Raw genomic sequence first — 12,369 nt, 5'->3', positions numbered from 1 at the left:
AAACAGGCATTTTTCCGCTCCTCATTCTAGAAAGATGCTTTTCAGAAGAAAAATAATCATGATTCTTTCAAAGGGATCGGGAATCTAATCGTTTTTGGCCTAAAACCCTGATTTATGTTCGAGGTATGAATAATTCAGGTAAAGAGTTTTTTATTAATAATCATACAATTGTACCTCTTACAAAACCATTCTATCAAAAGAAGTGGACAGAATTTGTTGATGCGGATATTAGGAAATATAGAATATTTCCTGAAATAAGTGGTGATGTGGTAACAAAAGATAGGTTATATTATTGCCCTAAATGTATAAAAAAACAGTTTGAGAAGCATGGTGAAAGTTATTGGAGTAGACTCCATCAAATTCCAGGGATATTCGTTTGCGGCATACATAGAAGTAGTCTTGTTGAATATCCTTTAGATATGCAAACAATAAGAGATATTGGATTTATTTTGCCGAAAAGTATAGACATAATAGATCCTATTAATGAGTTTGAGCCAGATGTAATGAAGGCAATAACTTAACTTAAATGAGGATGTAGAATATATACTTAAAAGAAATCTCGAAGCATTTGATGGAGACTTTTTTTCTAAAAAATACATAACCCTTTTAGAGATAAAGGGAATTGCCTATCCTATATTTGATCGCCTAAAAAAAATCAATGAGTTAATTTTAGAACATTATCCAAGGGGATTTTTGGAACTACTGAATTCCTATTTTGATGTAAATGATTCTTCATGGTTAAGATACATACTTCGTAATTCAATAAAAAAATTGCATCCTATTAGACATTTGCTCATTATGAGAGCACTGTGTGGATCAGCCCAAAATTTCTTTAAATTAGATTATAAATATGAACCATTCGGAAAAGGTCCATGGATTTGTATGAATCCCTTAGCGGAACATTATCTTGAAAATGTAGTAGATAAAGTAGAAATAACAGATCACAAAGTGAAAAAGGTTATCCAGGGCGATATGTTTTGTAGTTGCGGTTTTGTATATCGACTAAGAGAAGGTGAAATGTCGCCACTTGAAGTAAAATATTTTAATAATCGAATAATGCAAAAAGGTCATGTTTGGGAACATAAAATTGATGAATTTTTAGAACAAAAATTGACTATTAAAGAGATTTCAATACGAGCAAAGATGTCACATCGAACAATAAGCAAATATCTTAGAGACCGAGTAAATGCTAAAAGTGATGATGAAAGGAATCTTGAAAAATTAGAAAGAATAAATAAAAAAACAATGGGTTATAGAGAACAATGGAAAAGCTTCCGTTTAGAATATCCTAATTATTCTCGTAGTCAACTTTCTAAATTAGATAGGGCAGTTTATACATGGCTAAGAAAATATGATAAACATTGGATTGAAGATAACTCCCCTAGTTCAAATATAGGAAGAGGGCATTATAATAGATCATATTCAGAACAAGATATCCTATTTCAAAAAAAAGTAGAAAACATTATATTGGAATGGGATAGTTATGAAATAAAGATAAAAAAATGGGCTAGAAAAACTAAATCTAAAATACACAATCTTGTAGGGTTAAGTGGAGATTTTGAAATTATTAAAAAAAATTATCCTTTAACTACAGAATACATTGAAAACAATTTAGAAACGATAGATGATTTTCAAAAACGTAAAATTAGGAGTGTTCTTGATGGGGAATTCAAAAATAAGAATACTTCGGCTTATAAGGTAAGTGAGGCTGCAAATGTTCGCTCATTTATAAGAAACGGCAATACTAAGCTATTAAAATACATAGAACAAGAAGTAAAATCTCATAACAAAATTTAATTTTTTATTTAAAGAAGCATTATTAGTATAACGGTTTCTGATTGGGGAGAAAACAATAAATTACAATGTAATTAGAGACAAAATTCGCACATGAAAATATGCGTCTCCTTTTTTGTATTTAACAATTCAATGGATTTTAACACAATAACTAGCACATTAAATTTCATATAAAAATAGAGATACCGCATAAATTTATACGTTGTTGTTGAATTAAGTGCTGAAACTGAGGAAGTTTGGTTAGTAGTAAGTGAACTTATTTTTAGAAAGAAATTGGATACTTGTGGTTTGTAAAATTAAATGTTGTGAAAGGTTTCACTTTAACTAACGGGGCAGGTTAGTTGTGCGAAATGTTTCTAGCTTAAATTGAGAATGGTCACATTACTCAGGTAAAGGCTAGACAGTTCCTTACGGAACTGAAGGGTTATATCGAAGAATCAAATGATGAGGTAACGCTCGGAAGGGTTCTCTCTTAGTCGAATGGCACTGGATTTAGTAAGAATGATAGTGTTATAAGCTCGGTGAAAAGGCGTGAGAAATTACCGTAACAGTTCGGCTGACGAAAGCCTACTCGAGGGAGTGGTGTAATTCATGATGCTTGAGTTGAATGAATATGGTGAGAATGCTAATAAACCTATAAGAAAAGGTTAAGCTGACGAACTTCTGAATGTACGGGTCTATAACTGCGATACATAGAAATGTGTATATCACCAAACTGTGAGGTTAGATGTGGGTGAGTAAAACTAACTAATATGAAAATCCATGATACGTTACAGGCGTATGAATGCTAACGGGCTTACAGGAAGCACCTAAGTTCAATCTATAATAGATATAATTCAACATTGTAAGCTGATAACGTGGAGGGCTTACTTCCGAAGAAGCGTTGGCAAGGAAAGCAATAATGATAGTAGTTATTGTATAAATTGCCTTAATGTCAGTGAAAGTGGTGGCACAGTACCAATGAAATGTCTAATCCACATGGAGGGATAGCCACTAGACTAATTAAGATTTATTCAACCAAGTAAGACAGTTCTTTATCGATTAATAAGGTTCTTGTGAGACTAAAAGAGGTTTAACTCCGAAAGGAGTCACCGACTTATTGAAACGGAAGAAACTGAGACACAATGAGTATTATAGTATGCAAGACTGTTTTGACACACTCTATGCTCAAAGTGTTTGTGGTCATCATTTCTATAACTTAACAGAACTTATGAGTTCTAAGGATAATATACGTCTTGCCTACCGAAACATCAAAAGAAATACAGGTAGCAAAACTGCTGGAATTGATAAATTAACAATTAATGATATTCAGCATTTACATGTAGAAAATGTAATTGCAAAAGTTCAAGCTATGTTCAAATGGTATAAACCACAACCAGTTAGACGGGTTTTCATTCCAAAAGGAATAGATAAAACTAGACCATTAGGGATACCTACGATTTGGGATAGGATCTTTCAACAATGTGTACTGCAAATTCTAGAGCCAATTTGTGAAGCCAAATTCCATAAACACAGTTATGGTTTTAGACCGAACCGAAACACTCATCACGCCAAAACTAGACTCGAATTTCTGATTAATCAATCTGGACTACATCATTGTGTTGATGTAGATATTAAAGGTTTTTTTGACAACGTTAATCATAGCAAACTTTTAAAACAAATGTGGTCATTAGGTATTAGGGATAAATCACTTCTTTCTATTATATCTAGGTTATTAAAAGCAGAGATTGTAGGAGAGGGTATCCCAACAAAAGGGACACCGCAAGGTGGTATTCTGTCGCCATTACTATCTAACATAGTGTTAAATGAATTGGATTGGTGGGTCAGTAACCAGTGGGAAACATTTGAAAGTAAATATAATTATTCGACCAATGGTAGCAAATATCAGCAATTAAAGAAATCGAATTTGAAAGAGTGTTTCATCGTCCGTTATGCGGATGATTTTAAGGTAATGTGTCGCACGAGGTCACAAGCAATAAAAATGTACAATGCTTTAAAAGATTTCTTGAATAAGAGATTGCACTTGGAAACAAGTGAAGAAAAATCAAAGGTTGTGAACTTGAAGAGAAATTCTTCAGAGTTTTTAGGGTTTTCAATGAAAGCCATAAGGAAAGGTAAAACCAGATTTGGTTATGTAGCAAAGTCTGATATGTCAAAAAAGGCTAAAGCAAATGCTTTTCAAAAGATTAAAGAAGCAATAAAAGTAATCAAGAGAAAACCTTGCGTTCAGACCGTTTGGAACTTTAATACAGTTGTAATGGGAATCCAAAACTATTACTCAGCTGCAACTCAAATTACAATTAACTTGAATGAGTTAAATCTACATCTACGCAAGACGTTATACAATCAACTAAAGAATATTCGAACTGAGGCAAGTTTCCATGAGATGACGAAGACTTTACAGAATAGGTATAAGGGTTACAAGTCTAAACTTTTTAAAATACAAAATATGGTCTTTGTCCCTATTCATGCACAACGATGGAGAAAAACACTTTGTTTCTCCCAAGTGATATGTAACTTCACTGCCGAAGGCAGAGCGATAATTCACAATAGCTTAAAGGCTATTAATAAAGATACGCTTTCTTACATCATGAGAAACTACATTCCAAACAGATCTATTGAATACAACGACAACAGAATAAGTAAGTTTATTGCTCAATACGGAAAATGTGCCATTCTAGGTGAAGAATTAGGTATTAACGATTGGCATTGTCATCATATTAATCCTTTTCACATTTCGAAAGATGATAGCTATTCAAACTTAATAGTTTTGAACAAGGCTATACATCAACTGATACATTTGAAAGACAGAGTTAAAATTGAAGAATTATTTAAAGCTGTAAAGCTTTCAAATAAGCAAATAGAAAAAGTAAATAACTTACGACTGAAATGTAACAATGAAATAATCTAACTTTGGAAAATCAGCACTCGTTTGCTTAAAACATAGAAAGAATAAATTGGTTTAGTTGAAACGCCGTATGCGGTGAAAGTCGCACGTACGGTGTGAACAGGGGGAAAAGGGAGCGATAACTTCAAACCCTTACCTATCTGTATGAATAAGGGATATCGTAATAATGGGAATTCTGTAATCAAACAAGAATTTTAGCTGATGTAAAAGCATTATTAAACGAAAAAAATTAAATGTGAAAAAACTAGGGCATTTTGATTTAGGCTATTCTTTATTATTAAGTTCTCTTTTAATGATATCATCTTCTGTTACAAAATAGTGATCCATACCTTCTCCCTTTACGGTAACCAAAAATAAAAATCCGTCTTTTTCTTTCTCCACATTTACAATCTCAAATTTGCCTTTTATTTTTTCATCAAGTCGTTCTTTCGCTTCTGTTTCTGTGAAATTACTGCATCCAGCAATAAAACAAATTGCCAAGATTAAAACCAACAAATGCTTTTTCACTTTTTACAACTCCTTCGAAAATTTTCATACTACATAATAGTCGAAACATATCAAAATAAGTTCCATTTGTGTGCAAAGAGATTACACTTAAACGAGGGCTATTCTTCAAGAAGGAAAATACCCTTTTCTTATTGAAGTAAAGGACAGAATAGTTGAAGAAACAATTTTTTAAAAAAGAGGAGGTTTTTTTTGAAGCGTTCATTTCTACTCTTTAACTTCTTTATTTTATTGATTATTATTCTTTCTAGTTGCAAACAGGACGAAAATTCAGATTCCACAGACGTAAAAAATGCCCTTTCTCCACTGGAGGAAAATTCAGGTTCCACAGACGTTGAAACAGCCTTTTCTCCAAAGGGAATTCCTGCTGGAAGCAATACCACATACAATATTAATTTGAAAATGAACAGCTCTGAAATATTTGAAGTAGAAGCAAACATAGACATTGTAAATGATTCAAAGGATACGTGGAATGAGCTCGTATTCTATCTCATTCCCAATATTTTCTCAGAGAAGGCACCCCAAGCTCTAACGATTCAAGAAATAAAAATGGATGGAGAGAAAGTGAAGTATACTCTCAATGAAGATACTCTAAAAATCCAATTAAAAAGTGGTTTAGTTTCTAATGGAGAAACAAGTGTAGAAATCCTCTATGATTTTACCATTCCAGAAAAAGGATTAAGGTTCACCAAAAATAACGGGAACTTTTACTTAGCTCAATTCTACCCGATGCTTGCTACTTATAGAAATCACCGTTGGAATAAGGAAGAGTATAGGTTTCAAGGGGAAACGTATCATACAGACTTTAGTGATTTTTATGTTACGTATCATTTGCCAGAAGGATATACACTTGTCTCCACTAGTCCAAACGATTCTTATCCTAGCAGCACTCAAGGCACATTGCAGGCCAGCCAGGTGAAAGAATTCTTTATTGCGATACTTCAGAATCCCTCCGTAATAGAGAAAGAAGTGAACGACACCACTATTAGAATATTTGGTTTTGATCAAGAGAAAGAACTTATTCAAGAAATTACAGAACTCGCAGCTGATGCGCTCACTTATTTTGAAAAAACCATTGGTCTATATCCCCATGACCAACTGGATATTATATTAGATGGAATGAGTATGGAATATCCAGGTGTTGTGACGGCACATTCAATTAATGATATAGCACTGGACCCTGATCCACTGAAAAGTACAATCTTGCATGAACTTGCCCATCAGTGGTTTTATGGAGTCATAAGTAATGATCCTTATCATGAAGCATGGCTGGATGAGGGTTTTGCCGGATTTGCCACAGGATTATACGCTTATTCAAGACCAAATAAAACTGTACCGTATGAAAATTTGTATAAAATGATAGAACGGTTAAAACCACTGCCTGTAAACTTATCCTTGGATGAATATGACTCTAGCGCCTATATCTATGACAAAACCAATGTTATGCTGTGGAAGTTGTTTGAAAAGAGAGGTGGATTAGAAGAGGCAGAGCGTTTTTTAAAAACATATTATGATGAGTACCTATTTAAAGAGGTTAACTCTCAGGAATTCATAAAGTTTACAAAAAACTATTTTAATTTAAAGGATGATTCAGTATTTGACGAATGGCTAAAATAAACTATTGCTGAACCGACCCCTTCCTAATCTATTACTACATTTGATTTAGATTCTATTAAAAAGAAAGATTGTGAGATTATTCATTTAAACTAACGAGGGTGTTTCTTTAAGAATGAGAAATGCCTTTTCTTATTGAAGTAAAAGGGCAGGTTAATGAAAGAAGAAGTGTAACATTTTTCCATTTAAATCGACTAACTTTAAGTAGCTTTATTTAGATGAAATTAACTTAAGGGAGATTTTTAAATGAAAATAATAAATACGGCTTTAGTGTTATCTATTCTGTTTTTAATAACTGGTTGTTCAACATCAACAAATAGTAGCAATGATACTTCAAAAGTAGAAACCAGTTCAAACGGTTCCTATGTGGCAGTACTATTTCTTAATGGAGAGGTATTACATACTGAGTTTGAAACGGCTAATGAATTGGAACTTGTAGCTGGAGAATTTATTGGTACAGTCAAAGGGAAAATTGATGTAGAAATACCACCTACTGTTGAATTTACTTCAAATTATTTAGATTATGGAACTGAAATTTATTCAGTAGATGGGAATCCAGGAATAGTTTTGGCTAAACAAGAAAATGGAGATTATTTAGTTTTTAAATAGTTTTTTATTGCACTAACGAAGGGCTATTCTTCAAGAAGGAGAATAGCTCTTTCTTATTGAAGTAAAGGGGGAGGTTTCCAGATTAATCAAACTTGAGCTTTCCACTCGAGTTTTTTCTGAAATATTACAAGTATTATGATGTAAATAAGGAGTGGACCAATGAAATATCTAATGTCAGGAATAGAACATCAAACTGATAAGGGTTTTGGAATTAATGCTGAAGCTTTTAAAAAGTCTGCTGACTTTTTAGTTGAATCTGAAGAGTTTATAACTGATTTCATTCCTCAAAAACATATGCCAATCTTTTTTCTTTATAGGCATTCAATTGAGCTGTTCTTAAAATCTATGATTGTTATTTTTCATAGCGAGTTATTACTACCTTTTCCAAATAGAAAACCACAAATCTTAACTGAAGAAGGTAAATGGAGAGACTTGGATAGTTGTCACTGGATAGATGCTCTGCACTGGTATTGGGCAAAGATTATGACTGAACAAAAGGAAAAATTAGAGGTGGAAGCCCCAAAAGGCAGTTGGATGTTGCATCCCGATTTGGAGGAGAATATAAAATTAATAGCCCGTTATGATAAAGATAGTACTTTTTTTAGATATCCATTCACAAAGAGGGACCCTTCACTGGATCAAAAAAAATATTCAATGAAAAAAGTAAATAATTTAAAGGATATTATCAAAACAGAAAATCAGGGAAAAGGAAGTTTTACCATGATTCTTAAAGATGAGGATGAAAATATAACGTCAATTTATTCTCTTGACGAGAATGTAATGTCGAGTGAATTAGTCATATTTAAAGAGACAGCAAAAATATTTTCTAATTACCACATAATGATAAGAATGACATTATGCCAAGGATTTTAAATTAGTTGTAGAAATTTATTCTTAAACCATCTTGTTTTTCAAGATAGATAGACACCCAATTTTAGTGTAATCCTAATAAAATCGAGATTGTGTGGAAACGTATTTAAAGTAACGGAGGCGTTAAACCAAGAAGGGTTAATGCCTTTTATGTTGAAGTTATTTGCACTAAGGGGCAGTTTACTTCAATAAAAAGAGGTGAAGTTATTGAAAAATATTGCGAAATTTGGTACCAGATGTGTACGCATTTTTATATCGAAATGATCGTGATTGGCTCAATGATAATTCTCCTGCAAAGCAAAGGATACAAACTCCAAATAAGCGTATTGATTGGGAGAAACGAGATTGTGAATTACTAAAACATGTAAAAAACCTAATTCGAATTTGGGATAAAGGTTGTGAAAAGCCTACACAAATAACAGTAACATCAATTGGAAAAAAACTAAATGAGTTATCATTATTACAAAAAAAGGCTGAAAAATTACCGATGACTATGAATTACATTAAAAAAGTGTCTGAGGATACGGTTGCTTTTCAAAAAAGAAGAGTTGAATTTTGTATCAAAAAATTGAAGGAAGAAGGAGAGCCAATTGTTGAATGGCAAGTTTACCGAAAAGCGGGTCTGCGTTCAACTGTTTCAAATGAAATAAAAAGATTTGTTTCATTAAAGGTAACAGAATACGAAACAGTCTAAAAATAAACAATGACAGATTGGCACCTTTTCATTTAAAATTGAATTGGTGCTTTTTTACTATTATGCTTTAATCATAAAAATATCTATATGATGGATAGATAAACATTTCCATAAGAGGGGGAGGATTATGTCTAAATATAATGAATTGAATAATCTAGAAAAAATAATTGATAATATGGATGAGGGTCTTAGACGTAAATACTTGAAATGGATTAAGCTGTCAAACGGTTATTTACAATTCGAAAAAAACTTTAAACCAGAAAAAATTGTAAAGTATAATCCAGGCGATGTATTAACCGTCAATTTCGGTTTCAATGTTGGTGCGGAATTTGGTGGAAGGCATTATGCAATTGTACTTGAAGATAATAATCGTTCTGCTGGTACGGTTACGGTAATACCGCTTTCTTCTTGTACTTCAGAAGAAGGTGTGAAAAAGCCGTCAGTATATTTGGGCTTAATTGAAGAATTGAATTATGAAGAGACGACAGAAACACACTCGTATGCAATAATGAATCAAATTAGGGCTATAAGCAAGATGCGAATATCTAGTCCTACAAAACCCACAGAAGAAAAGTTAAATATAGGAAGAAATTTGCTTGAAAAAATTTATGCTGTTATATCAGATGAATTCGCAGGAAAACTTCCTGATATCGCTGAACCACATAAATATACTGAAAAAGAGGAAAGTTAATTTTATTTTTCTTGATTTTTAATGCACAATAATGTATTCTATACATATAATAAATCATGACCGAGGAAAACCACCAAGGTCCAAAACAATTTATCATGGCTTAACAGCCCAAACCAAAAATCCTGTCTTTTGACAGGATTTTTTTATTAAAACATAAATAAAATAATTTTCAGTCTTATGAGTACCTGCTCATAGTTCAAGGTTAAAATTGTGGTTAATAGTTCCCAACTTTTTTGTGTGGTAGTAAAAAGAGCGGTTCACGACTTTTACTTTTAACGATTACAGTCTTGAGCGTAAAAATGCGGATTTCAAAGCCGTATAGTTCACAACTTTTTTCTATTAAAACAGTAGATTTTGAATGACAACAAAGTTGGGTACTGAACAACAAAGTCGGGTACCAACTCTAAGTTTTTATTAATTAATTAATTAAAAAGATGGAAACTAACGTTCATAAACTCGATCCAAATTCTTGGGTCGGGTTTTTTAGTTATTTTAAAAACAGTAAAGGAATTATCCAATTATCTGTAAATTGTGATATTGTAGAATTAAGGAAATAGTGAAGTGTGTATAGTAGTTCGTTCTTCAACTACCATGTAAGAACGATATTTTCTTACATTTTCTGTGGTGAAGTCTTGATTCATGGATGGCTAAAGGGGCAGGTTAGTTTAGTTTAATGAATTAAATGTAAGGGGGAGATAATGATTGAGTCGATTTCAAAAAAACTTTATGCAGCGTTTCTGACATCAGTTATTGGATTCTTTATTGCACCATTCTTGTTCTATGAATTTTCAGGTGGATATAGTTTAGTAGCTGGTTTAGCAGTAAGTATTTGGACGGTACCAACACTTTTTATTGGCGGTGTTTTATCATCAATTGCCATAGAATATTATGGTAAAAATCAGTCGATATGGTTATCTTATTTAAAACATTTAGGGTGTGCATTTATATGTTCTCTGTTATTTTTAATTCTTGCATTTGATTTAATAAAGACAGGTTTAATCGCTTTTATATACGTAACAATTTTCTTTATTGTGGATTTAATAACAAAGTATTTTGAAGCAAAAGCTGAGAACTAAATTATTCTCAGTAATTCTTACTTCACTAATGGGGGCTTTACTTGAAGATTGGAGCCACTTAGACGACACTTATTTCTTGTTCAACTAAAGCTGTCTTCACCCAATAAACTCGCTCCTGACCAAAAAAAACTCGGTTCAGGACAAAAAAAGTCGGGAGAGTAGAAACAAGGATTAAGGAAGAAATAGGGAATTAAAGAGCAAGATTAAAATTGAAAAAAGCCAGAAGGAATAAGGGTTTTCTAGCCTTTTTTCCTTTTTCTTTTCCCCTAAAACCTAAACCCTTACCTCTACTACGCCTCTACTATGGAACGACTTTTTTAGTCCAAAACGGTTGTAAAATCTGAACAAAAATTAGATGAATGTGGGGAAAATGAAGGAACGACTTTATTAGGCGGAGAATATTGGAAAAGGGCTTGAGGCGTTGGGGGAGTAAGAGTTGGTGAGGGTTAAGGGAGGAGGGGAGTTGGAACGAGTTTTTTTGGTGGATACATCAGTAAAGGGATTTGAAGCGGATTGAGCCAGAGAGAAGAGCGGGAAGAAATGCTCGAAAAGAGCATGAGTGTCCATCCCTAACCCTTCGCCCTTACCACTACTCTGTGGAAGAACTTTATTACACTTCTGTCCATTTTCTTGACATAGTATCAGTTTGATCATTTAAAAATATCCAACCGATTAAAAACTGACTTCCATTTACATGGGGGTCGGTTTATTTTTTTTGTACTAATGTGTTTCAACAATTTATAGGAAATCAATAATTATGAAAATTTTATATTTTCAACGATTGAGAGAGTCCTTTCACATGTACGATATGCTTCAAGAGCATGTGTCTTTACCTCACATAATTTTGTAATACTGACTATATGAGAGAGAAGCGGTTTGACAAAATTCTGAATAAAAATAACTCAATTTAGAAATACTCACGTTAATAACGTTTTGAGGGGAATTTCTAATGTACATAAACAAAAATTTGTCTGAACATATTAAGGGTAGATTAGATAATTGTGATGATTTAGTAACTAGGACATTTCCAGAGTTAGAAATTGAGGTATTATTTTTCGGGCATTTAGTAGGGGAAGAGGAATTGAATAATAATATTGTACAACCATTTTCAAATATTAATAACGATGAAGTGAAAAATATATTAAGAAGAAATGAATTTAAACAAGAAGAAGATATTAACTCAATGGTTAATGGGATTCTGGAAGGAAAAGCAATAGTCATTTTTAAAAATTCACTAGCATATTCAGTTGATATTTATGTTCCAAAAACAAGAAATGTTGAAGCTGCAGAAATTGAAACTGTGATTGTAGGACCTAAAGAAGCTTTTATAGAAGACATTGGAACTAACTTATCTATGATTAGGAGAAGAATAAAATCAGAGAGTTTAAAGGTCCTTTGTTATAAGATAGGCACATTAACTCAAACGAAGATGTATTTATTATATGTTGAGGGGATTACCTCCTCTGTGTTAGATAGACTCTCGGCATTCGCCGAGCTTTGTGGTTCAAGGATTTTCCTCAAACCAATTTATTTCATCCCTCCTATTTTAGGTGGGATTTTTTAATGTTCATTTTTTTAAAACTGGAAATTAATTATCAAAATATTTTCA

10 protein-coding genes and 1 pseudogene are annotated in these 12,369 nt (G+C 32.6%); 10 read left to right on the top strand and 1 reads right to left on the bottom strand.

Going from position 1 to position 12,369, the window contains the following annotated elements; all coding sequences use genetic code 11:
• Nucleotides 1-125: 125 nt before the first annotated feature.
• The 3 genes and pseudogenes from ACOQFO_RS03095 to ltrA all read left to right on the top strand — a co-directional run bounded on the left by ACOQFO_RS03095 (nucleotide 126) and on the right by ltrA (nucleotide 4,705).
• Entirely contained in the window at nucleotides 126-521 is a 396-nt protein-coding gene (locus tag ACOQFO_RS03095; RefSeq protein WP_421688243.1) for a TniQ family protein, read from the top strand.
• A gap of 16 nt (nucleotides 522-537) precedes the next feature.
• Nucleotides 538-1,797, top strand: a pseudogene (locus ACOQFO_RS03090) (TnsD family Tn7-like transposition protein); the annotation flags it as partial.
• Between the two features lie 1,135 nt (nucleotides 1,798-2,932).
• A complete protein-coding gene (ltrA, locus tag ACOQFO_RS03085) occupies nucleotides 2,933-4,705 on the top strand; it encodes a group II intron reverse transcriptase/maturase (protein ID WP_421688244.1) in 1,773 nt (590 codons plus the stop codon).
• 261 nt (nucleotides 4,706-4,966) lie between these two features.
• Here ltrA and ACOQFO_RS03080 read toward each other — a convergent pair whose 3' ends face one another.
• Entirely contained in the window at nucleotides 4,967-5,209 is a 243-nt protein-coding gene (locus tag ACOQFO_RS03080) for a hypothetical protein (RefSeq protein WP_421688242.1), read from the bottom strand.
• Nucleotides 5,210-5,398: 189 nt separating this feature from the next.
• Here ACOQFO_RS03080 and ACOQFO_RS03075 point away from each other — a divergent pair, with 189 nt between their 5' ends.
• From ACOQFO_RS03075 to ACOQFO_RS03045, 7 genes are all read left to right on the top strand, one after another.
• Complete coding sequence (locus ACOQFO_RS03075; RefSeq protein WP_421688241.1) at nucleotides 5,399-6,823, top strand: M1 family metallopeptidase; 1,425 nt, start codon at nucleotides 5,399-5,401, stop codon at nucleotides 6,821-6,823.
• 243 nt (nucleotides 6,824-7,066) lie between these two features.
• Nucleotides 7,067-7,429, top strand: a complete 363-nt coding sequence (locus ACOQFO_RS03070) for a hypothetical protein (protein ID WP_421688240.1) — start codon at nucleotides 7,067-7,069, stop codon at nucleotides 7,427-7,429.
• Nucleotides 7,430-7,588: 159 nt separating this feature from the next.
• Entirely contained in the window at nucleotides 7,589-8,302 is a 714-nt protein-coding gene (locus ACOQFO_RS03065; protein WP_421688239.1) for a hypothetical protein, read from the top strand.
• Between the two features lie 214 nt (nucleotides 8,303-8,516).
• Nucleotides 8,517-8,993 (top strand): TnsD family Tn7-like transposition protein, encoded by a 477-nt coding sequence (locus ACOQFO_RS03060; RefSeq protein ID WP_421688238.1) that lies wholly within the window; start codon nucleotides 8,517-8,519, stop codon nucleotides 8,991-8,993.
• A 127-nt stretch (nucleotides 8,994-9,120) separates the two neighbouring features.
• Nucleotides 9,121-9,684 carry a type II toxin-antitoxin system PemK/MazF family toxin gene (locus tag ACOQFO_RS03055; RefSeq protein WP_421688237.1) on the top strand — a complete coding sequence of 188 codons (564 nt, stop codon included), beginning with the start codon at nucleotides 9,121-9,123 and terminating at the stop codon, nucleotides 9,682-9,684.
• A gap of 698 nt (nucleotides 9,685-10,382) precedes the next feature.
• On the top strand, nucleotides 10,383-10,760 hold the full coding sequence (locus ACOQFO_RS03050; protein WP_421688236.1) for a hypothetical protein: 378 nt from the start codon (nucleotides 10,383-10,385) through the stop codon (nucleotides 10,758-10,760).
• Nucleotides 10,761-11,709: 949 nt separating this feature from the next.
• Nucleotides 11,710-12,324, top strand: coding sequence for a spore germination protein (locus ACOQFO_RS03045; protein ID WP_421688235.1), 615 nt, complete (start codon nucleotides 11,710-11,712; stop codon nucleotides 12,322-12,324).
• Nucleotides 12,325-12,369 lie beyond the last annotated feature (45 nt).

Source organism: Ureibacillus sp. MALMAid1270 (assembly GCF_049202975.1).
Classification (GTDB): domain Bacteria; phylum Bacillota; class Bacilli; order Bacillales_A; family Planococcaceae; genus Ureibacillus.
Note: the sequence above shows the minus strand (reverse complement) of the source record. Positions and strands in the feature narration are given on the sequence as shown.

Bases quoted from the DNA above. Each gene is read 5' to 3' on its own strand.
- ltrA (WP_421688244.1), top strand. From the start codon at position 2,933: ATGCAAGACTGTTTTGACACACTCTATGCTCAAAGTGTTTGTGGTCAT.
- ACOQFO_RS03055 (WP_421688237.1), top strand. From the start codon at position 9,121: ATGTCTAAATATAATGAATTGAATAATCTAGAAAAAATAATTGATAAT.
- ACOQFO_RS03070 (WP_421688240.1), top strand. From the start codon at position 7,067: ATGAAAATAATAAATACGGCTTTAGTGTTATCTATTCTGTTTTTAATA.
- ACOQFO_RS03050 (WP_421688236.1), top strand. From the start codon at position 10,383: ATGATTGAGTCGATTTCAAAAAAACTTTATGCAGCGTTTCTGACATCA.
- ACOQFO_RS03065 (WP_421688239.1), top strand. From the start codon at position 7,589: ATGAAATATCTAATGTCAGGAATAGAACATCAAACTGATAAGGGTTTT.
- ACOQFO_RS03045 (WP_421688235.1), top strand. From the start codon at position 11,710: ATGTACATAAACAAAAATTTGTCTGAACATATTAAGGGTAGATTAGAT.
- ACOQFO_RS03095 (WP_421688243.1), top strand. From the start codon at position 126: ATGAATAATTCAGGTAAAGAGTTTTTTATTAATAATCATACAATTGTA.